A 20,642-nucleotide genomic window follows, 5' to 3' on the forward strand; every position below is an offset into this window, starting at 1 on the left:
AAAGGTAGACGGCGCAAAATACTCCGGCAGCTATGTCGGCGCAGGAAGTGGGACTGCAAGGCTCGCAGGTGCCCGGTCCGGTGACAGCATACGTTTTAATATCCGCTGGGCAAAGGCGATCAACGGAGACAGGGATGCGTTCCTCACGGTTCAGCGCGCAGGGCCGACTGGTTTGCGGATGACTACGACTGATCGCGATCCAAAAACAGGGAAGTTGATTACCACCAGTGACCTAAAACTGACCCGCCGCTAGGTGCTGCGGCGCTGGCTTTATGTCGCACGGATTCACCAGCTAGTTTTTTGAGATTGCGGGAGTGATGGCGACATGGGCAATGGCCTCGCGGACCTTTTCCTTGTTATCATAGCCGATTTCTGAACCGTCCGAGCACCAACGCAAATTCGATTGAGCGACAGCGACACGACCATCATGGCGGCGGTTTTCAATGGCCAGTATGGCGTTGGAGACACAGGCTGTGCACCTTCATCACCCGATAAACGCGTTTGGCGTGCGGCCATGGGCGGCTTTCGCTGCGGGCTTTCCGGTGTAAGATCGTGTGAACCCGGCGATATCCATAGGTCGCATTTCGGAGATGATCGCTTTGATTTCATCCACGAGATCATCATCGGCAAGCGGCGGCCTACCACGCGCTTTGGAGGGACGCTGTGTCAATAGGAGCATGCTAACATCAAGGTTTCACAATAGGGAGTTTAGGGCGATGGAACGTCCTCGGTTCCTTCCGAACAGATCATTCCCCAGCTATGCCTATTTGCCAGGCAAGAGTCCACATCCGGTTCGTGATCCCGGAGGACATAGCTACGGCGTTCAGCCCGTATTTGTGAGTACGTCTCTCGCTTCGGAGGAATTCGCCTGGGGCCAAGACCTCTTTAATCACGGGTACTATTGGGAAGCCCACGAGGCGTGGGAAGGACTCTGGCAGATTGCAACCAAAGGGAGCCCGTTGCGCGCCTTCGTAAAGGCGTTGATCTTGCTAGCAGCGACTGGGGTAAAGATCCGGGAAGGGAAACGCATTCCGGCGATGCGTCATGCTGGACGTGCTGGCGCGCTGCTGCGAGGTCTGGAACCGGCGCGGCATGATCGTTTCTCGAAGGTTTTAGGCATACAAACCGGACTACTAGCTGATCGCGCCGAAGCAACAGCCGCCGCCATTCCTGCATCGCGAATGATCGCTCATGGGCAGCCTGAACCGGTCTTCGACTTCATTCTGGGAGATGCGTAGGTATTGGCTGATTACTCGCAGTGATTCTGGGCGCTGAACGAAGCTACTTATCTGAATTCGTGAAATCCCATGCAATGCGCCGCCCAACAGTACCTGGTCGACGAGGAATAAGGCGCTCTTGCGGAATGCGATTCGCTACCTAGTCCGTCACTATGAGCGAGGAGCGCGATTATCCGGCAACCCGGCGCGCAGATTATCGATGAAACAGCCGAGGGAGGCGAAGATGGACATCTGTCCACCGCTCTGAACCGCGCTACGGCCAAGCCCGTAGGCATTCGCTGATCGGCCGATCACCAGCAGCCCGGCCTGTGCGGAACCATTTCAAGTCAATCTGGTTCTCCGGGAGCTGCGACGCGGACGCTTGTAAACACTGATGGCCGCAGCCCAGCCCCTTATCATTGGAGTTTATGAACCGGGAGCCACATGAAGCAGAACTGGCCGAAACAAATCTGGACCGTGCGTCACGGTGAAAGCGCCGGGAACGTTGCCCGTGATGCCGCGGATCTCGCAGGCCATCCTCGCATAGATATCGCAGAACGAGACGTCGACGTTCCTTTAAGTGCGCTTGGCCAACAGCAGTCGGACGCCCTGGCGGCATGGTTCGGTGACCTGCCCATAACGGAACAGCCCAACGTTATCTTGGCATCGCCTTACAAACGGGCCGTTCGCACAGCAGAAACCATTGCCGAAAAGCTGTCGGCGTCGATGGGAATTCCAGTGAGCGTCGATGAGCGTCTGCGGGAAAAAGAGTTCGGTGTTCTTGACCGGCTGACGCGGCGGGGTATCGAAGAGCTGCACCCAGATCAGGCGGAGTTCCGGCGAATACTGGGGAAGTTTTACCATCGGCCACCGGCTGGAGAGAGCTGGTGTGACGTCATTTTGCGGCTGCGAAGCATGCTCGATACGGTCAGCCTGCACTACGCCGATCAACGCGTACTGATCGTTGCTCATCAGGTTGTCGTCTTATGCATGCGCTATATTATCGAGAACCTATCTGAGCAGAAGATTCTGGAGATCGATCGCCAAGGAGACGTGTCGAATTGTGGCGTCACTGAATACGTGGCTAGTTCCGAGGAGGGGGTCGGAGGCGGCCTGATGCTGAAGCGGTACAATTTCGTGGCGCCGCTTGTCGAAGCAGGAGCGCCGGTGACGGCTCAAAAAGATGCCAACGTGGCTGCTCGATGATGGAAGTGCAGATCATCGACGAGCGCCTTCTAAAAACTCTCCCACTGCCGCAACCTGCGGAAGGTAGCAAGGAAGAGCGAGGCCGTGTGTGTATTATAGGCGGTAGCAGAGAAGTTCCCGGAGCTGTCCTCCTGGCGGCGTTGGGCGCCATGCGGGCCGGCGCCGGCAAGCTTCAGATTCTCACTGTCGAAAGCCGCGCCGGAGCTTTGGCTGTTGCGATGCCCGAGGCGTTGGTCATCAACCTGCCGGAGACGCCAGCAGGCGGACTACTATTTGGACCCGTCGCCTGCATCTCCTCAAGGTGGGCCAACACGCACGCATTGCTCGTCGGACCGGGAATGGTAGAAGAGAATGATTGCCACGAGATCCTGAAATCTCTGCTTGGTAGCAGTGGCGAAGCAGTCATTGTTGTTGATGCTGGCGCCCTCCCGCGGATCACCGAGCTCGGTGAGGGACTGCGAAAACATATCGGCCGAGTCATCATCACGCCTCACGCGGGAGAGATGGCCAACCTGCTAGGCATACACAAAGAGGTGGTTGAGGCCGACCCCACATTGGCAGCTTCACGTTTAACGGAAGAGTTCGGCCTGATCGTAATCATGAAGGGCAGCCAGACGGTCATAACCGCTCCGGACGGGATCTGGCGCTACGAAGGCGGCGGTGTTGGACTGGTGACATCCGGCTCCGGGGATGTTCTCGCCGGCGTGATCGCGGGATTAGCGGCGCGTGGAGTCACAGCGGTCATTGCCGCCCTGTGGGGTGTTTTTCTTCACGGTGAAGCAGGAGCGCAACTGGCAAGGGCGTCGGGCCCGCTTGGATTTCTAGCGCGAGAAATCCCCGGCGCGATACCGAAGCTCATGAGTGAAACGGGCTAGCTCAGCGTCGCCCTTTTGGGGCTTTCAGTCTGGCGGCCACTGGGAGGCCGGATGTACACTGCGGGCCGCCGGATCATGGTGTTAGAGCGCGCCCGTTGCGCAAAGCGCGTTGGCTTGACATTCTCGAACTGCACGGCGTGCAAGGCTACGGTGCCGGGATTTTCCAGGGACTTGGTGCCGTGTTCTATTTCCCGCCAGCAACTGAGCCTCCAGGGCGGCAGATTGCTCCAGAGAAGGCCTGCTTGTCAGACTGCCAATTGATGTGCGCCGGTAGTCCTTATAGTAAGCCCTTAGCGTTCCAAGAGCTGGACTGTTTCAAGAGTACGTCGAGACTTCAGAAGGCGGAGGTTTTGCCAATCGTAGGCATTTTATTAAGTTTGTTGGCAAAGACTTCTCGCTCGTGTCCGACCGAAGTCGTGGGGAGCGCGTTGACTTTTCAGCAAACCCCGGAGGTGAACATGTACCAACGTACCGTCCTAGTCGTCGATGATGAACCTTTGATCCGAATGGGGCTTGCAGATTGCCTCGCGGACGAGGGATACGCAGTGTTGGAGGCTGCGAATGTGCTTGAGGCGGTCGCAGTGCTGGGACGACATCAGATCGAGGCGCTGATTACCGACGTGGACATGCCGGGAGCACTTAACGGCTTTGACCTGGCGCGGTTGGTCGTGAGCTACGAAGCAGGGGTTGCAGTGATTGTCACCTCGGGGGGCCACACCGCAGCCGAGATCGACGAAGATCGAATCTGCTTTCTCGCAAAGCCTTACAAAACCGAAACCATCCTTGACGAACTCGAGAAGCGGATTTCATCTAGCACTCTCACCGCGACTGCTCTGGCGAGCTGAATAATGTCTTAGGCCTTGAAATCGTGAAGCCAAGATCGCATCTACGGTTCATCACCCGTTTCGATGCAATCTGCAGCGGCTCTGTCGCGCGTTTGTTGCCGTGCGGGTTTGCGAAGGGCGCTCTCCTAAACGGATCGAGCGCCCTTCCCTCATTTTAGGCTATGTTAGATGCGACCGAGCGCTCTTCATGGAACGAGATCAGCCGCTGTCCAACTTCGTCCCACAGAACGAGTTTTACGGAACGGAGACTGTCCATGATGGTTATTCTACCAAGATCGCTCAGTTCCGGATGATCCTTCAAAACCTCCGGCAGCCTGTAGAATGGCACCTTGCTCGACAGGTGATGGACATGATGGATGCCGATGTTTCCAGTGATCCACCGTAGCGGCAATGGCAGGACATAGTGCGACGCCCCATGGATCGCAGCATGGGCAAATTGCCACTCCGGTGGTTTCGACCAGTGCGTTTCCTCGAACTGGTGCTGAATATAGAACAACCATATTCCCGCAGCACCTGCGAGCAGCACGATTGGCAAATGGATGACAAGAAAAGGCACGACGCCGAGCAACCAGATCAGCAAAATCGCGACAATCGCCACAACCCCATTGGTCGCCATCGTCGAAATCCAGGGCAACGCTCCCGCGCGCATCATTCCGATCGGCAAGCGCTGTTTAATAAGAAAGACCCACGCTGGGCCGATCCCAAACATCACTATGGGATGCCGATAAAGTCGATAGCCTAAACGTCCCCAGCCTGACAGCCCCCGATACTCAGATACCGTCAGGGTTGTGATATCACCGACCCCGCGTTCGTCCAGGTTTCCGGCCGAGGCGTGATGCTCAGCATGTGCCCGTCGCCAGTAATCGTAAGGTGTCAGGGTCAGAATGCCGATTGCCCGACCCGTCCAATCGTCGAATCTGCGCCTGCCGAAAAACGAGCCGTGGCCGCAATCGTGTTGGATCATGAAAAGGCGAAGCAGAAATCCGGCGGCAGGAACAATCAGGATTAACCCGATCCAATAGCCATAATGGACGGCGGCCAATGCTGCTAGCCAGAAGAACGCGAATGGAATTGCGCTGACGAGGAGTTCGAAGAGACTGCGTCCGGGAGAAGGTTGACGGTATTTCGAGAGGGTTTTCAGCCAGGCCTTTTCGGCGCTGCCAAAAGCCGCTTGGGGAGCAAGCGAGATCATCAGTTGTCGTTTTCCTTCACCGCCGGGGTATTCGCCCAGCTTACATACATAGAGTTCATGTCCTGAGCGAGGCGAGAAGAACTAAAGTCGCTCGTGTGGGGACCTTTGGGGTGGGATTTCTCAGACGATTTGAGGCTTGATGGAAGGGACCGATTGCCGACCGCCGTCATAGGTTTCGTAGTCATCTGGAGGAATGTTACCGCCGGGTATGAGCTCATCGACCACCTTTGGCAGATCGCTGCTCAGGCGACTAAGTATCTTCAGGCGACAAACCCGTTCTTGCAGACAGATCGTCGAGAACGTCCGGACCCAAAGCCCGCGATAGCTGGGTATTGTCAATTTCGGTATTGGTCCAGTTTCGACCCAGGACTTTGCTGTTTCGCGTTGACCGTTCTGCTGGAACTGTTTCACAAGGTCACCGGGGCCACCTCCGAGAACGCTTCCGCTCGACGCGCCTCCAAGCAGGCCGCCGAGATCTGCGAGCCCGCCTGCGCCGCCGCCTGTCAGGCCGCCGAGCCCGCCCGTCAAATCCTTGACCAGTGCATTTCGTGTGGGCTCGTCAAGGACTGGATTGCTCTTGCGCCAAAGCCATCCGCGAACGACGAAGTATCGCCCGTCAGGCGTATCAGGATATCGGTCCGACATTCTCCTAGCGCCTGCCTTTGATCGCCTGTTCGATCATTCGCTCTGTTTCAAGATTGCATGCCAGCGAAAGCATGTGGCAGTCGGCAATATCCACCAGTGCGCCGGCGACTTCGGTCTCTTCCCAACCGGCCATCACAGCTTGATCAGTCAATAGCCTGAATGCGTCGGCAGCTGCTTCCTGACAGTACAGAAAGTGATCGGGATGCTCGGAAAGGGTTCTAGATGTTTGATCCCAGACTTTGATGGTGCATTATTTTCCCAAGCTTGGAGGAATGCACTATGGGACAAGTTCTACACGGCAGCGCCACGACGACAGAGGCAATCCGTCGAGCAATGCAAAATAGTCAAGAGAGCCTGAGGACGCTTTCGAAGCGCTATGGCATCAATCAGAAGACGGTGGCGAAGTGGCGGAAACGCACCTCCGCCGCCGACCTGCCGACAGGACCGAGGCAACCACACTCGACGGTTCTGTCTATCGAGGAGGAAGCGGTCATCGTCGCCTTCCGAAAGCATACACTACTGCCGCTCGATGATTGTCTTTATGCTCTCCAGCCCACTATTCCTCATCTGACACGCTCATCCTTGCATCGTTGCCTTCAACGCCACGGCATCTCGCAGTTGCCCGAGGTGGAAGGCGATAAGCCTGTGAAGCAGAAGTTCAAGACCTATCCGATCGGCTATTTCCACATCGATATCGCCGAGGTCCACACCGCTCAAGGCAAGCTTTATCTCCTTGTCGCCATTGACCGGACGTCGAAGTTCGCTTTTGTCGAGCTTCATGAGAAGGCAACCCGCCGTGTCGCCGGCAACTTCCTACGAGCCCTCGTCGCAGCAGTCCCTTACAAGGTTCACACCGTGCTAACCGATAACGGCACCATTTTACCGATCCTACCGGCGACGGGTGGACGCCGAGCGACATCAAGGAGATGAAGGCGAAGGGTATTCTCATCCGCGTCCATTCCTTCGAACTGGCATGCGCCGATCTCGATATCGACCATCGCCTGACCAAACCGCGCCATCCCTGGACCAATGGCCAGGTCGAACGCATGAACCGGACAATCAAGGACGCAACCGTCAGACGGTTTCACTACGACCAACATGACCAACTGCGCCAGCACCTGGCAGACTTCATTGCCGCCTACAATTTTGGCCGAAGGCTCAAGACACTTCGCGGTCTCACACCCTACGAGTTCATCTGCAAACAGTGGACAAATCAGCCGAACCGATTCAAATTTAATCCGATCCATCAAATGCCGGGACTAAACATCTAGGACCGGGAATGTACCCCCTATTATGTAAAAGAGTCGACTGAGACCTGTTCAAGGCCCGTTGACACCAATCTGAAACTTTTCGACGTCTTGTGGGTTTCCGCTACGCAAACTTTGGGAGATCATCATGTCGAAGCGTGAAATCATTGATACTGGAACCGACAAACGCTACGTCCGTCGCGACGAAGACGGTAAGTTCAAGGAATCCGTCGACGTCGGTCGATCTCTCTCAGCTGACAAACGCCACCAGGCGAAGCGCGACGCCAAGCCCGGCGAAGGCGACAAGGGCGATCATAAATCCAAGTGAAAATCGCCACCTACAACGTCAATGGCGTAAACGGTCGTCTCGAGGTCCTGCTTCGTTGGCTGAACGAGGCGAAGCCGGATGTTGTCGTCCTCCAGGAACTGAAGGCGCCGAATGCCAAGTTTCCAGCGAAGGCTATCGAAGCTGCCGGCTATGGCGCGGTCTGGCATGGCCAGAAATCCTGGAATGGCGTGGCGATCCTTGCCCGCGGGCAAGAGCCGCACCTGACGCGCAAAGGTCTTCCGGGAGAGCCGGAGGACGAGCAGAGCCGCTTTATCGAAGCCATCGTGGACGGGGTTGTGATTGGCGGCCTCTATCTCCCAAACGGAAATCCCTATCCTGGCCCGAAGTTCGACTACAAGCTTCGTTGGTTTCGGCGTTTGCACGACTATGCCGCCGAGTTGCTGGAGCTAGAGGTGCCTGTCGTCCTGGTGGGTGACTATAACGTCATGCCGACGGAGTTGGACGTCTACAAGCCCGAGCGCTGGACAGACGACGCCCTTTTCCGCACGGAGGTGCGCGAAGCCTTCCGAAATCTTGTCTCTCAGGGCTGGACGGATGCGCTACGTGACATGCATCCGGGAGAGCGCATTTACACATTTTGGGACTATTTCCGAAATGCCTATGGACGCGACGCCGGCTTGAGGCTCGACCATTTCCTGCTCAGTCCCGACCTTGCCACGCGACTGAAAAAGGCTGAGGTCGACAAGCATGTGCGCGGCTGGGAGCGCACCAGCGATCACGCGCCGGTGTGGATCGAGCTGTCCGACAAACAGACCAGACGGAGGATACGACATGAATAGTGACTGGCGAGCCGAATTGCGCAATGGAATGGAAAGTCTGCTGGATCAAGCGGTCGCTTCAGGAGCCAAGCAGGCCGATGTCTTTAAAGCCGCGATCGATGCAATCGACCGTTTGCGTATTGGGAATGAGCATGATCCCGTCCCGGCTGACGATGTTTCGGAAAAACGCGTAGAAGAGCCGGCAAATGACTGGTCGGCGGCGAGTGCCTGACTATGCCAGGGCAAAATTGTCCTGATGAAACGTCTTAATACGGGGTCGCGGCTCGATGGTTCAAGAGCTTTGATCCGCGACCTTTATTTTTCAACCATTCGGGTCCGCCCTCCTATATCAAACCGAGCTTTCCTATGGACTTCTTTATTTGCCCGATCTCGAAACATCCGGCGGCTAAACGTGATATAGCAGGTTGCGGCACGATCAGGTGCCCATGGAGACGGTCATGACCAAATTCGCGCTCTACGTTCCGCTTGAAGCAAAACCCGGCAAGGAACAGGAGGTCGCCGATTTCCTGAGATCAGCCATACCTCTTGTCAACGCGGAGCCAGGCACGATTTCCTGGTATGCGATCCAGGAAGGTCCGAGTTCGTTTGCGATCTTCGATACGTTTGACGACGAGGATGGAAGAGATGCCCACTTAAATGGCCAAGTCGCTGCAGCCTTGATGGCCAAGGCACAGGCCGGAGACCTGTTTGCCAAGCCGCCACAGATCCATAAGTTGGCTGTCCTCGCCGACAAGCGGGCGTGAGCGCCAGAACCTTAAAGTACTGACGAAAATGAGCTGTAGCTCTCAGTCGGCCAACTGCTCGGCTTCGATGTTGCCGGCGCTCGCTATATGCGATGATGCCTGTTCGCATGAGCTTGACGACGCGACCCGAACGGCATCTTCTTGAAGCGCAACGACCTTTAAGCTCTGATGGTTTCGATTGACGTGATTGTCAGCTGGGTGGGAGAACTCGCTTCAGATAAGGTGCTGTCCGGCTATTTCCTGAAAGGGCAACCTGTTCCGGTGTTCCGTTTGCGACTATCCGGCCACCTTCATCGCCGGCACCAGGCCCGATGTCGATGACCCAGTCGCTCGCCGCAGCAAGGGTCATGTCGTGATCGACGACAATCACGGTGTTGCCGGATTCTACCAACGCATTGAGCTGTGCGATCAGCCGCTCGACGTCCGAAGGATGCAACCCCGTCGTCGGTTCGTCCAGCACGTAGAGTGCGCCACCCTTCTGGGCCCGCTGTAGCTCCGTCGCCAGCTTGATGCGCTGGGCTTCACCTCCTGAAAGCTCGGTGGCAGGCTGACCGAGCCGCAGATAACTCAATCCGACTTCCCTGAGGACCTTCAATGACGATCGGACAGTCGGGGCGTTGTCAAAAAAATCCCATGCGTCGGCGACGGTCAGTCCAAGCACCTGCGAGATGTTCTTGCCTCGGTATCTGATTTCCAAGGTCTGCGGGTTGTAGCGGGTACCATGGCAAGTCGGGCAGGGGGCATAGACGCTTGGCAGGAATAGCAGCTCGACCATGACAAAGCCTTCACCTTCGCATCGGGGACAGCGGCCTTTGGCGACATTGAAAGAGAACCGCCCGGCGTCGTAGCGGCGCTTCTTTGCCTCTGGAGTGGCGGCGAAGAGCGAGCGAACATGGTCGAAGAGGCCGGTATAGGTCGCGAGGTTTGACCGGGGCGTCCGGCCGATCGGCTTCTGGTCGACCTCGATGAGGCGTCGGATGCTGTCCAACCCGCCTTCGATCCTGCCCTGCGTTGGCAAGCCCGGCTCCGCCTCCATTGCGGCGTCTTCCTCAGCATCGTTTTCCACACGAACCGGAGCGCCAAGCGCTTCACCGACAAACTCGACGAGCGCCTGGCTGACCAGGCTCGACTTGCCAGACCCAGAGATACCGGTCACCGTCGTCATTACCCCCAGCGGAAATTTGCAATCCACATCACGAAGATTGTTTCTTGTGACGCCGGACAGGCGAAGCCATCCATCCGGTTCTCTCCGACGTCCAGCCGGTTTGCCGGCTTCCGCAAAAAGATGACTGGCGGTTTCCGATCGCTCGACCTTCCACAGACCTTCCGGTGGGCCGCTGTAGAGGATCTCCCCACCCAACTCGCCAGCGGCCGGACCCACGTCGACGATCCAGTCCGCGTGACGGACGACGTCGAGCTCGTGCTCCACGACGAACAGCGTATTCCCGACCGCCTTGAGACCGTCGAGCGCCCGCAACAGCGCTTCGGTGTCGGCCGGGTGCAAGCCTGCAGATGGCTCATCCATGACATAGACGACACCGAAGAGGTTGGAGACGACTTGGGTCGCCAGGCGAAGCCGCTGGAGTTCCCCCGGAGACAGGGTCGGCGTGCTACGCTCAAGCGTGAGGTAGCCGAGGCCGAGATCAAGAAGGACATCCATCCGTCGGCAGAGGTCTGCGGCGATCCGCTGGACGACCATTGCCTTTTCCGGATGCTCTTTCCGCATGTGTCTTAAGCTTCCTGGCATCGGCATCCGCATAAGGCGCGAAGATGTCGGAGAACCTCGCCATCGGCAGCCTGCTTATCTCGGCATAGTCGAGGCCCTCGAACGTCACCGATAGCGACTCCTCGCGCAGCCGCTTGCCCTCGCATAGCGGACAGGCGCTGCTGATCATGTAGCGAGCAGCCCGCTTCTTCATCATCGCACTCTGCGTCGTCGCGAAGCTATGGGTGACATGTCGTCGGGCGCTGGAGAAGGTACCCATGTAGGAGGGCTCGTCCTTCCGTGCCATGGCACGCTTCACCTGATCATACGTGAGACCCGGATAGACCGGGACGACGGGCTGCTCGTCCGTGAACAGGATCCATTGGCGGGTCTTCTGTGGAAGCTCCCGCCACGGCCTGTCAACGTCGATGCCAAGCGTGATGAGAATGTCCTGAGGTTCTGACCGCCCCATGCCACTGGCCATGCCGCCACCGCGCGCTCGCGGATAGTCAGCGAGGGATCGGGCACCATGGATGCCTCGGTCACCTCGTGGACGCGACCGAGACCGTGGCATTGCGGGCAGGCACCCTCCGGCGTGTTCGCCGAGAACGACTCTGCATCGAGGTGCGGTTGACCCGGCGGATACGTGCCCGCCCGCGAATAGAGCATCCGAAGCAGGTTTGAGATTGTCGTCACGCTTCCAACCGAGGAGCGGGCTGTCGGCGATCCGCGCTGCTGCTGCAGGGCAACCGCGGGTGGAAGGCCTTCGATTAAGTCGACGTCAGGAACGCTCATCTGCGTGAAGAGACGGCGAGCATAGGGAGACACGGATTCGAGGTACCGGCGCTGGGCCTCGGCGTAGAGGGTACTGAATGCGAGCGATGATTTTCCGGATCCGGAGACGCCCGTGAAGACGACGAGCGCGTCCCGCGGAATGTCGACGTCGACATTCTTGAGATTATGTTCCCGTGCACCTCGGACGCGAACGACGCCTTCGAGCTTATGTTTCGAAGGCACTGCATCATCGATAGGTCGTCTCGTCATCGGATTTCCTGCAGTTGCACGTCGGATGGAGATAGTTCTGAGGCTTCCGCGATCAACGGCTCATCCGAGTGATTGCAGCGTTCCCTCACTGTCAGTAGCCGCTTGCTTCGCCGGGTGGCGGCAGTCGATGTCGATTATGCCGTAGCCAAGCGCCGAGCCTACACGGCGAACGAGCGGTTCCCACTGGCTGCGTCGATCGGCATAGCGTTCGGCATCTGGTTGCGTGTCGACGCCAGCATTGCGTAACACCGCCAAGGCCGCAGCATAGCTCGCTACAAGATCTGCAGTCCGCACGTCGGTCCGTTTCTCATCCACTGTCGGGAAATTTTGATCAAGTGTTGCGAGCAAAGGCGCGCACAGCTCTGTAGGGACCCGACGGGAGCCGAGCGCACCAAATCGCCATGCTTCTGCCGATCGAGCGTAGTTTCGATCAGCGTGGTGAGGTCCAGCACGACAAATGTCATTCGTGACGCAGAATAAAGCGGCTCCGTAAAGCGAAAGTAGAACAGCAACGGATAGAAATGGTGGGCCTCCTTCGTTAACGCGATCGAACGGACAAGATTACTCAGCTCGCTGGTAGCGTTGCTGAAGTTGCCGTCGCGGCCGAGCCTGGCAAGAATTTCGGCGGCGTCGCCCGTGCCGCCGGTCATCAGATCGACGGTGAGCGCCAGAGCGTTGCGTTCACGCAGAGCGGAGTAGACTTGCACCAGATAGCTCAGCACCAGCGACAGCACCGATGCGCCGATCAGCGAATTGACGAGGAAGAGAATGCGCGTGGCAGAGGTATGGGGAGAATAATCGCCACCTCCGACGATCGAGAGACTATTGCCGGCCACTAGAAGAGCGGTCACGAAGTCCGTCGACGCGCCGCCGTTGCTCGGCTGAATCGCGTCGCCCAGTTCGGGGCGGATGATCAGTGCAGCGCCTGTCGTCAGTCCGATGGCCCAAAATGCGATCAGCGCGACAACGATCACGGGACCGGCAAAGGGTAGGGCTGCGGATCTTCGGCGGCGGAACAGCCCAGCCAGGATTTTGACCGAGTTCCAGACAATCCGATTCCAGCGCGGCGCGAGCAATCCGGTACCGGCCCGAGCGTAGAGGACGGTAAGGAAAATGTCGGTCAGGAAGAGCACCATCAGCCCGGCCCCGGCAATCTGTTCGACAGTCATGGTTGCTGCCTCTCATGGTTCCGGAGCAGGTTGTGTGGTCGCGACAAGAGACATCTTTCCCGGCACGACGGCTCATCAATCATCAGCGCTGGTTGGCTCTTTGGTAGTACTGCTCGTTTTGTTCGGTGTCGATCGCAGATCCGCGAGATGTTTGCGAGCGGCTGCGCGCGCAGCCTAGATCCCACGGGAAAGCCGCTGCGGTCACCGTAGCTGGGGGCCTGGCCTTGGCGGCGGGTGCGGCGGAAGGTGGTCGCGCCCGCGGCGATCATGTCGAGAAGAGTGACGCCAGCGACCATCCTTGCCGATCGGTTTTTCTCCAGGAGACTCCTTGTTGGCTGTGGCGTCGTCGGAGCCGGTAATAACCCGCGGCTTTGCACTCGCCACACAGTTGTTATCGCTATGCTCTAGGCCTTTGGCATAGACCCTTTGCATCCTGATGAATGGCCGCAACCCTTGCCTTTTTCTTCTCCGGGATCACTTGTCCCCCTTCGTCCTGCCTGCATCCGTCAGTTTCGAGCGATCGGGGTTTTTCAGGTTTTCTCCGGCTGCGTCACGATCGGTCGCGGGATTGTCGACAGCCGGTAGATAGCCGCGCGGGTGCGTTTCTTCCGGTCCCTCCCACCGCGGGGATCGATCTGTAGTCCCGGCTGGTCCCGGTTTCGGAGTTTCCTGTTTCCTGACAATTTCTCCTTTATGTTGGTCAACCTCATGAGAGGGAGATGTTCCATCCGCTCACAGGCTCTTAGCGGCATGGCCTCATCGCGCAGCTTATCTGGTACAACGATAGAGCTGGAAGATAAGGCGCCCAAAGATGAACGCGCCCCAATACTATTGCCATCAAATCTGTACAGGCTTGATCGTCGCGACGGAGATTTCGCCTTCGAGAACGCTGCGGGTCAGGTCCATCCTCCCGTGATCAATTTCGATAACTGTATAGAGTTTCTCCGAACGGAAGGCGCTTGCGTTGCTGGTTGTGACGTCTTCTGCCGGAGCGGAATCGATTTCCATGAAATCCAGCTCGCGTTCGGCTGCGACGATACGTGCATCCCCACAGGTGCGCGCGGCGACCACGACGATGCCCTGGTATGGCGAGTTATCCCAGCGAGGGTCGTTCGCTTCCGCAAGAGGCTCCAACCGATAGACGTTGAGACGCTCGCGCGTATCGTCGGTGGTGACGGCGTCGTCTCGCTGCGCCTTGCTTTCGACCGATTGACCAAACGTAGTTGGACTGGTCGCGTTTGTCGGTCCAAGGTTGTTTTGATCATTGTTTGCGTTGGACATTGTTCGGCTCCTTGTGAGGCTTGAGGAGGATGCCGCTGGAGCGCCGCATCCCGCCATTCGCTGTTGAAACAATTACGCCGTGAGGACGACCTTGATGCAGTTGTCCTTCTTGTCCCGGAACGTCTCGTAAAGCGAAGGGCACCGACGGCATCGATGCATGTGTCGCGCCCTGTGGATTAGGATAAGAATAAAACGCATCTTGATCTCCTCGCGCTGCTGCGGGTTGAACTAAGGGTTTGATCGATTGTTCCGTTGATTTAGGGGTATGTGTTTCGAGCCCTGTCGCAGGGTCGAGACCTTGGACGATATCGATCATGCCTAGATCATGATCTCGCCGCCCGTGACGGGGATGACCGCTCCGGTGATGTAGCTGCCCTCGCTCGCGGCCAGAAGAACATAGGCACCCGCGAGTTCTGCGGGTTGGCCGGCCCGGCCGATCAACGTCTGCTTTCCAAACGATTCCGTTTTTTCCGGGGGCATCGTGGAGGGTATCAATGGGGTCCAGATCGGGCCGGGAGCAACTGCATTGACGCGAATGCCCTTGTCCGCGACCATTGGCGCAAGTCCTGCCGTGAAATTGGATACTGCCCCCTTTGTGGCTGCGTAGGCAAGCAGGTGAGACGATGGCTGACGGGATTGGATCGATGTTGTGTTGATGATCGAGCTGCCCGGTTTCATGTGAGGGATAGCCGCCTTTGACAGATAGAAGGGGGCATAGATATTTGTCCGAAACGTCTCGTCCCATTCGGCATCTTCGATCTCGTCGATATCTGTGTAGCTGCGCTGGAACGCAGCGTTGTTAACGAGGACATCAACGCCACCAAGTTCATCAACGGTCCTGCTGACCAACTCGATGCAAAATGATTCGCTCTTGATATCGCCGGGGACAATGATTGCTTTCTGTCCTGCCTCTTTGACCCAGCGTGCTGTTTCCTTCGCGTCATCGTGCTCGTTAAGATATGAAATCAGAACATCGGCACCTTCTCGCGCAAAGGCGATTGCAACGGCACGGCCGATACCAGAGTCGCCCCCAGTAATAAGCGCCACTTTGCCGACCAGCCGTCCGGATCCCTTATATGATTCTTCTCCATGATCCGGGACGGGTTGCATAAGCATTGTTTGGCCAGGAGGCGCTTGTTCCTGTTTGGGCTGCGGCGGCTTGGGGCGATTGGTATCCGACATCTGCATACTCCTTGAAGATATCGGACAGAACCTCTTACACCTCGCGAGGTTCCGCCGCTGATCATTTTAATCGAACACAAAAAAGCATTTTTCGCGATCGCTCATCGCGGGACGGCAGTTATGTATCCAGCCTTATGTTGAAGGATACGAGGTTACGCATCGATACTATTGCACGACTGGGCTTGCTCTGTTCAGCGCTGACGAGATTGGAAAGAACCAGCGATAGCAGCGTTCAAGCTCTGTCATAGGTGAATGATTTCAAAAGCGTCGTGACAAATTGCTTGCCTTTTCCTTCACCAAAACCTCGGTCCATTCGTCAGTTCCACGGAGCATCAGGCCTGTGTAAATCCTGTCGGCCGCAGCTTCCTCGATGCGCTTGATGTGCGCTTGGAAGGACGCTTCCCCGCCGGATTTGTACATATCGCGGACAACCATTCTCAAAATTTCCTGGATGGTTATTTGCCAGGCAGTGTTGATTGCCTGAAGCTCGCTGGCTTGCTGGGCCACGTTTTCTGCAGGATATCCACGGATTGTCAAAGCGGATGGGGCATGACAACCGGGCATAAAAAAAGGCCAGGCGGGTTGCCTGACCTCGGTTGGTATTTGCTTTCGTCTCTGCCAGTACATCCGTGGTCAAAGGAAAGCAGTTACCGATTAGACAGTCTGAAGATTGCAGGCCGACATCTTACCCGACTTGTTATCGCGCTCGAGGTCGAAGCCAATCTTTTGGCCTTCGACGATTTCGCGCATTCCGGCGCGCTCGACGGCAGAGATATGAACGAAGGCGTCAGCGCCGCCATTGTCGGGCTGGATGAAGCCGAAGCCCTTTGTGGAATTGAACCATTTAACTGTGCCAGTGGTCATGATGAACCCTTTCATAGCAACATAGCAGACCGCCGCACGAATGTGTTGCGGATGACGATAGCGATTGTTTTAACGGGAGGGTTCGTTCAGGGCGCCGTACTAATCGCGCAATAACCAAAGATCAGCAAGAAAATATCGATAACCATGCAGTAGTCGACTTGAAACGTCGGGTCAACAATTAGATTTCAAGCTCGGCACCCTCTTAAGGGTGCCAGAGAAAAACATTTTTTTGCTCGCTTTATATTTTGAGCCATGATGCCATCTCAATCCAAGTCTCGGAATGCACCTTCAGGCCGCGCAGAATTTAACACAATTATTTTCGTCGTCGCGGATCGTTCTTCTCAGTGGCGCGTTGCCTGTTTTCAACGGCATTAAAAAAAGACATACCGGTGGGATATGGGTGGTGGAGCATGGGGCAAAATGGAATCACAGTTCTCATCGTGGAGGACGAGGTCCTTATTCGGATGGATATCGCGGCGTTTCTGGAGAACGAGGGCTTCACTGTTCACGAGGCATCGACCGCTGACGATGCCATCTCTCTCCTAAATGCGAACCCTGACATCAGGGTCATGTTCACGGATATAGACATGCCAGGCACGATGGATGGACTGAAGCTCGCTGCGGCGGTCCGGGATAGGTGGCCGCCCGTTCAGATCATCATAACCTCTGGTCATCGGCAACTGACCGATCAGTTGCTGCCAATTCAAGGCAGGTTTTTCAGCAAGCCTTATGAGCACTCTCGCATCATCAGTGCAATTCGGGAGATGGTCGCTGAGGGGTAGCATCTGTCAGAATGCCAACTGAAGCGCGGCATTCGTTGCAGAGTCCTTTGCCGCCACTGCATCGAATTCAATGCCGGTGCGCCGAATGGCGGGCGCAACGCTCGGTTTGACGACACAAAGGGGAACAGTTGACCCGTGCTCTGGAACCTCGTACACCACCCTCGAGCCTCACGTCCAAGGCCGGCGCCTAGAGCGAAAAGGAAACCACATGGACGCCAAATATCCCTATGCCCGGGGCAACTTTTTCTCGGCAATTCGGATCCTCGCTGCCTCTTCCGAAAGCATCCAAACTCGATTGATCGAGGCGAACGACAGTATCCTTGCGGTCACGATTGACGAGTTCGAAGGCGATATCGAGCTGAAACTGAAGTTTGCCAGAATACTCGATCTTCTGGCGGTCGATCGCGACGAAATCGAACTCGTTGCTGTCGAAAATGCCGCTCACATGAGTGACGTTCAGGCAATAAAACTTGCGGAGCTGATCTGCGAATTTTTTTACGAACTGGGCTAATCTAATACCACGGGGAGTTTGGTGGCGACTACCAATCAGACAAAAATGTCCGCAGGCTTCTTCACGGTGGGGACTAGGCAAGGTATTTGCCCTTCTCATTCGGGATGAAAGGCAGCGGTCTTGCAAAAATGCAGGACGGCTTTGTTGCTCTAGCAATGACTTCGCCACCTATGTATGGGCTCACTCAGTTGACTGGTGGCTACGGTTTTGTGGCCGTGTTCTTTCTAAAATAGGGCTGCCACTCTACCAATGTCAGACCTCGCCGCCAAAGCCATGCATGCGGCTAGCCCACTGGAATCCTATCACTCCACCTTTGATTGGTTGAACGTGCCGAGCGCCAGGATGACAGTTAGGGGCGTCCATATCGCGAGATGAACCCAGTTCGGCCACACCACTAATTGGTCAGTGGTCATGAAGCCACCCAAGACGATATGACCCACGATGACGATCGAGAGGTAGGCGGGTAGGTCGTCGGCGCGGTGGTGGGTATAGTTTTCATCACAGACGGCACAGTTGTCAACGGGCTTGAGAAACGCACGAAACAGCTTGCCTTGTCCGCACCTCGGACATCTGCAGAGGAGCCCGCGTTTGACGGCTGTCCCCATGTCCCGCTTTTCGTCCTGATATACATCGCTCATTTTGGTTCCCTGTCCGGCCAACGGCCTTCGGTGGAGATCATGCCCAGAGCAACGATCAAGATAGTCACCGTGCTGGAAACGTCCTGGCTTCCCTTCTCGTCGGGGCGATGATTCTGGCGCCGACCATACACCGATACGGGCATCGTGACTATTCAGCCCGAGAGGCAGGCTGCAGTGCGCGCCCAACCGGTTGTGTTGTGAAGCTTTCAGCGTCGGTGGGGCGGCCCAGAAGGTAACCTCGGCCGACTGGACAACCCTTCTCGCCAAGCATTGCACGCTGTGCCACGGTCTTAACGCCCTCTGCGACCACCGTCAGGCCCAGGGAGCGTCCTAGGTCGATGGTGGCCCCGACAATTACCATTCTGGCGGCTCTCGTTGCGTGTTCGCTGACAAACGTTCGGTCTATCTTGATCTCGGTAACTGGAAACGTCTCAAGCGACCGCAGGTTCGAATAGCCAGTGCCGAAGTCGTCGGCGGAAAGTCCGACGCCAATCTGTCTTCGCCGCTGGAATGCATCCATCACGCCGGGCGTGTCGCTGAGGAACATGCTTTCGGTGATCTCAAGGGTCGGCCCTGGCCAAACGCAGGACGCGGTCCAGCAGTTCGCTCGTGTCATGTTGTAGGAATTCCCCTGCAGACACGTTCACCGAAAAGACCCGATCGCTCAGCGGTTCCCATGAAAGTTGACGCTTCGGAACAGATCGTGCCGAGGGTGCTTACAGCTATGCACCGAAGGGGTCCTCAGCCAAATGTCTGACCCAATTGCGTTGGTCGTCGATGACGAGCCACTTATTCTCATGGACACGGCCGACATCGTCGCGTCCGCCGGGTATCACGTCATCGAGGCGCGCAGCGCCGACGAGGCATTTGAGCTCCTCGCCAAGTATCGCTCCGTGAAACTGGTGATGACCGACGTTCAGATGCCGGGCACGATGGACGGTATGGCGCTGGCACGATATGTCGGCGAGCACTGGCCGGAGTCCATGTCGTCGTCGCATCCGGCGCCGTCACGCCGAAAGACGACGAGCTTCCGCAAGGCGCCCGGTTCCTTGGGAAGCCGCTCAATCAGGCACTCGTGCTTGAAACGCTGCAAGAGCTCGAAAGAGAAAGCGAACCCCGGCCGGACGGCTGAGTGAGACGTTGGCATTAGCTTCGTCAGTCGCTATTTGTATCCCGGGTCGCCCGTCGCAGAGATCGGATCGTTGCGACGCAGTGCGATGTGGGTGATATGGGCAAGCCGGACCGACATGATTTTCAATCGGACATAGACGCGATCTCTGAGATCGCCGCTGTTCCATCGATCCTCGAAGTCATCAGCGAGACGACCGGGATGGGCTTTGTGGCTGTGGCCCGGGTGACCGAACGCAGGTAGGTTGCCTGCAAGGTGCTAGACGCGATCGATTTTTGCCTCAAGGAAGGTAGCGAACCCGTCGTCGAGACAACCATCTGTCACGAAATCAGGGCCAGTCATGAAGCGGTGGGCATCGACGATGTCGCATCCAGCCCATACGCCGGGCACCATACGCCGCTCCAATACGGTTTCCAGAGCTGTATCCCTTCCCATCATTCAGAAAGATGGGACTCTATTGGGCGCCTTGTGCGCGATCGACCCGGAGCCTGCGAAGGTCAACAACAAAAAGAGGCAGACAATGTTTCTTCTCTTTGCAGAGATGATCGCCAATCATCGCGATGCGCGCATTCAGTTGCTTAAGTCCGAAGAGGACCGTCGACAGGAGATCGAAATCTCGAACATACGGGAGCAATTCGTTGCGATCCCCGGTCATGACCTGCGCAATACCCTCGCCTCGATGGCATGGACTTCGCACGTAGACGGTTAGGTGGCGGGATCTCGTTGACGCTGACGGACGCAGCGCTCCAGCCTACCTTGGACCGGGTGGTGGAGGAAATGCGGAGCGTCTGGGCCGACCGAACCAACGACGCAGACTTCAAGGTCTCGTATCCGATGCGAATGCACCATCCACGTCTGGCGCAGATGTTTTCAAATCTGCTCGGAAACGCGCTAACTCACGGGTCGCCTGACACGCCAGTCAAGATCGTGGCGGAAACGACCGATGAGGCTTTTGAACTTTGGATTGCAAACGCCGGCGATCCCATTCCGGAAGATGCACCTGAGAGGCTGTTTCAACGCTTCACGCGGCCAGTGAGCCAGCGGTCCAAGGAGGGACTAGGCCTTGGTCTCTATATTGCGGCCTAAATCGCAGAAGCCCTCGGTGGCACCCGGTCGGTGACATCGTCAGAGAAAGAGACGAGGTACACGCTTCGTGTGCCGGTCGAGCCGAATGTGGCTCATGCACCACCAAGGTGAAGCGAAAGTCGTACATCGACAAGCCGCCACTCGGTGGCCGTA

24 protein-coding genes and 5 pseudogenes are annotated in these 20,642 nt (G+C 57.0%); 15 read left to right on the plus strand and 14 right to left on the minus strand.

The features are described 5' to 3' along the window. Window positions 1-304: 304 nt before the first annotated feature. A pseudogene (locus ASG68_RS31275) lies at window positions 305-658 on the minus strand (IS3 family transposase); the annotation flags it as partial. Window positions 659-716: 58 nt separating this feature from the next. Here ASG68_RS31275 and ASG68_RS09320 point away from each other — a divergent pair. The 4 genes from ASG68_RS09320 to ASG68_RS09335 all read left to right on the plus strand — a co-directional run bounded on the left by ASG68_RS09320 (window position 717) and on the right by ASG68_RS09335 (window position 4,143). Beyond that, window positions 717-1,238 carry a DUF309 domain-containing protein gene (locus tag ASG68_RS09320; RefSeq protein WP_082478483.1) on the plus strand — a complete coding sequence of 174 codons (522 nt, stop codon included), beginning with the start codon at window positions 717-719 and terminating at the stop codon, window positions 1,236-1,238. Window positions 1,239-1,661: 423 nt separating this feature from the next. Beyond that, window positions 1,662-2,423, plus strand: a complete 762-nt coding sequence (locus ASG68_RS09325) for a histidine phosphatase family protein (protein ID WP_062609532.1) — start codon at window positions 1,662-1,664, stop codon at window positions 2,421-2,423. After that, window positions 2,423-3,298 (plus strand): NAD(P)H-hydrate dehydratase, encoded by an 876-nt coding sequence (locus ASG68_RS09330; protein ID WP_156373899.1) that lies wholly within the window; start codon window positions 2,423-2,425, stop codon window positions 3,296-3,298. The genes ASG68_RS09325 and ASG68_RS09330 overlap by 1 nt, the downstream gene beginning before the upstream one ends. A gap of 458 nt (window positions 3,299-3,756) precedes the next feature. After that, window positions 3,757-4,143 (plus strand): response regulator, encoded by a 387-nt coding sequence (locus tag ASG68_RS09335; protein WP_062581416.1) that lies wholly within the window; start codon window positions 3,757-3,759, stop codon window positions 4,141-4,143. Window positions 4,144-4,297: 154 nt separating this feature from the next. On the opposite strand, the gene ASG68_RS09340 is transcribed toward ASG68_RS09335, so the two are convergent. The 3 genes from ASG68_RS09340 to ASG68_RS32750 all read right to left on the minus strand — a co-directional run bounded on the left by ASG68_RS09340 (window position 4,298) and on the right by ASG68_RS32750 (window position 6,113). Next, window positions 4,298-5,335, minus strand: coding sequence for a fatty acid desaturase (locus tag ASG68_RS09340; RefSeq protein WP_062581367.1), 1,038 nt, complete (start codon window positions 5,333-5,335; stop codon window positions 4,298-4,300). 120 nt (window positions 5,336-5,455) lie between these two features. Beyond that, window positions 5,456-5,980, minus strand: a complete 525-nt coding sequence (locus tag ASG68_RS31280) for a YidB family protein (protein ID WP_156373898.1) — start codon at window positions 5,978-5,980, stop codon at window positions 5,456-5,458. A 4-nt stretch (window positions 5,981-5,984) separates the two neighbouring features. Then, entirely contained in the window at window positions 5,985-6,113 is a 129-nt protein-coding gene (locus ASG68_RS32750; protein ID WP_274534208.1) for a hypothetical protein, read from the minus strand. Between the two features lie 146 nt (window positions 6,114-6,259). Between ASG68_RS32750 and ASG68_RS09350 the strand changes: the two are divergent. The 5 genes and pseudogenes from ASG68_RS09350 to ASG68_RS09370 all read left to right on the plus strand — a co-directional run bounded on the left by ASG68_RS09350 (window position 6,260) and on the right by ASG68_RS09370 (window position 9,098). Continuing rightward, window positions 6,260-7,251: pseudogene (locus tag ASG68_RS09350) on the plus strand (IS481 family transposase). A 124-nt stretch (window positions 7,252-7,375) separates the two neighbouring features. Beyond that, window positions 7,376-7,555: a hypothetical protein gene (locus ASG68_RS09355; protein WP_062581363.1), complete on the plus strand. Its 180-nt coding sequence runs from the start codon at window positions 7,376-7,378 to the stop codon at window positions 7,553-7,555. Next, window positions 7,552-8,355, plus strand: coding sequence for an exodeoxyribonuclease III (gene xth / locus ASG68_RS09360; RefSeq protein WP_062581361.1), 804 nt, complete (start codon window positions 7,552-7,554; stop codon window positions 8,353-8,355). Before ASG68_RS09355 ends, xth begins: the two co-directional genes overlap by 4 nt. Continuing rightward, window positions 8,348-8,566: a hypothetical protein gene (locus ASG68_RS09365; protein WP_062581360.1), complete on the plus strand. Its 219-nt coding sequence runs from the start codon at window positions 8,348-8,350 to the stop codon at window positions 8,564-8,566. Before xth ends, ASG68_RS09365 begins: the two co-directional genes overlap by 8 nt. A gap of 226 nt (window positions 8,567-8,792) precedes the next feature. Further along, window positions 8,793-9,098 carry a putative quinol monooxygenase gene (locus tag ASG68_RS09370; RefSeq protein WP_062581414.1) on the plus strand — a complete coding sequence of 102 codons (306 nt, stop codon included), beginning with the start codon at window positions 8,793-8,795 and terminating at the stop codon, window positions 9,096-9,098. Between the two features lie 190 nt (window positions 9,099-9,288). On the opposite strand, the pseudogene ASG68_RS32990 reads toward ASG68_RS09370, so the two are convergent. Then, window positions 9,289-11,847 (minus strand): annotated as a pseudogene (locus tag ASG68_RS32990) (excinuclease ABC subunit A). Window positions 11,848-11,919: 72 nt separating this feature from the next. Here ASG68_RS32990 and ASG68_RS32265 point away from each other — a divergent pair. Then, entirely contained in the window at window positions 11,920-12,093 is a 174-nt protein-coding gene (locus tag ASG68_RS32265) for a hypothetical protein (protein WP_244484166.1), read from the plus strand. Window positions 12,094-12,119: 26 nt separating this feature from the next. Here the strand turns inward: ASG68_RS32265 and ASG68_RS09380 are convergent, their stop codons facing one another. From ASG68_RS09380 to ASG68_RS09405, 7 genes and pseudogenes are all read right to left on the minus strand, one after another. Continuing rightward, on the minus strand, window positions 12,120-13,016 hold the full coding sequence (locus ASG68_RS09380; RefSeq protein ID WP_244484167.1) for an ion channel: 897 nt from the start codon (window positions 13,014-13,016) through the stop codon (window positions 12,120-12,122). A 474-nt stretch (window positions 13,017-13,490) separates the two neighbouring features. After that, a complete protein-coding gene (locus ASG68_RS32270; RefSeq protein ID WP_082478539.1) occupies window positions 13,491-13,700 on the minus strand; it encodes a hypothetical protein in 210 nt (69 codons plus the stop codon). Window positions 13,701-13,853: 153 nt separating this feature from the next. Further along, window positions 13,854-14,297, minus strand: coding sequence for a hypothetical protein (locus ASG68_RS09390; RefSeq protein WP_062581357.1), 444 nt, complete (start codon window positions 14,295-14,297; stop codon window positions 13,854-13,856). Then, the gene (locus ASG68_RS31855) at window positions 14,278-14,613 is read right to left on the minus strand and encodes a hypothetical protein (RefSeq protein ID WP_200943326.1); all 336 of its coding nucleotides are present in this window, start codon (window positions 14,611-14,613) and stop codon (window positions 14,278-14,280) included. The genes ASG68_RS09390 and ASG68_RS31855 overlap by 20 nt, the downstream gene beginning before the upstream one ends. A 2-nt stretch (window positions 14,614-14,615) precedes the next feature. After that, window positions 14,616-15,479 carry an SDR family oxidoreductase gene (locus ASG68_RS09395; RefSeq protein WP_200943324.1) on the minus strand — a complete coding sequence of 288 codons (864 nt, stop codon included), beginning with the start codon at window positions 15,477-15,479 and terminating at the stop codon, window positions 14,616-14,618. Window positions 15,480-15,711: 232 nt separating this feature from the next. Next, window positions 15,712-15,986 (minus strand): annotated as a pseudogene (locus ASG68_RS09400) (hypothetical protein). A 147-nt stretch (window positions 15,987-16,133) separates the two neighbouring features. Then, window positions 16,134-16,343, minus strand: coding sequence for a cold-shock protein (locus tag ASG68_RS09405; RefSeq protein ID WP_062581356.1), 210 nt, complete (start codon window positions 16,341-16,343; stop codon window positions 16,134-16,136). Between the two features lie 344 nt (window positions 16,344-16,687). Here ASG68_RS09405 and ASG68_RS09410 point away from each other — a divergent pair, with 344 nt between their 5' ends. Continuing rightward, window positions 16,688-17,125: a response regulator gene (locus tag ASG68_RS09410; RefSeq protein WP_320416505.1), complete on the plus strand. Its 438-nt coding sequence runs from the start codon at window positions 16,688-16,690 to the stop codon at window positions 17,123-17,125. Window positions 17,126-17,210: 85 nt separating this feature from the next. Next, window positions 17,211-17,636, plus strand: a complete 426-nt coding sequence (locus tag ASG68_RS09415) for a hypothetical protein (RefSeq protein WP_244484168.1) — start codon at window positions 17,211-17,213, stop codon at window positions 17,634-17,636. Between the two features lie 252 nt (window positions 17,637-17,888). Here the strand turns inward: ASG68_RS09415 and ASG68_RS09420 are convergent. After that, window positions 17,889-18,274: pseudogene (locus ASG68_RS09420) on the minus strand (DUF983 domain-containing protein). Between the two features lie 148 nt (window positions 18,275-18,422). Next, a complete protein-coding gene (locus tag ASG68_RS09425; protein WP_320416506.1) occupies window positions 18,423-18,890 on the minus strand; it encodes an EAL domain-containing protein in 468 nt (155 codons plus the stop codon). Between the two features lie 133 nt (window positions 18,891-19,023). Between ASG68_RS09425 and ASG68_RS09430 the strand changes: the two genes are divergently transcribed. From ASG68_RS09430 to ASG68_RS32280, 3 genes are all read left to right on the plus strand, one after another. Continuing rightward, a complete protein-coding gene (locus tag ASG68_RS09430; protein ID WP_062581347.1) occupies window positions 19,024-19,410 on the plus strand; it encodes a response regulator in 387 nt (128 codons plus the stop codon). Window positions 19,411-19,764: 354 nt separating this feature from the next. After that, the gene (locus ASG68_RS32275; RefSeq protein ID WP_244484169.1) at window positions 19,765-20,112 is read left to right on the plus strand and encodes a hypothetical protein; all 348 of its coding nucleotides are present in this window, start codon (window positions 19,765-19,767) and stop codon (window positions 20,110-20,112) included. Window positions 20,113-20,126: 14 nt separating this feature from the next. Then, window positions 20,127-20,489: a sensor histidine kinase gene (locus ASG68_RS32280; RefSeq protein ID WP_062603790.1), complete on the plus strand. Its 363-nt coding sequence runs from the start codon at window positions 20,127-20,129 to the stop codon at window positions 20,487-20,489. Window positions 20,490-20,642: the final 153 nt, after the last annotated feature.

Origin of the sequence: Rhizobium sp. Leaf453, assembly GCF_001425605.1 — a bacterium.
Lineage (GTDB): Bacteria > Pseudomonadota > Alphaproteobacteria > Rhizobiales > Rhizobiaceae > Pararhizobium.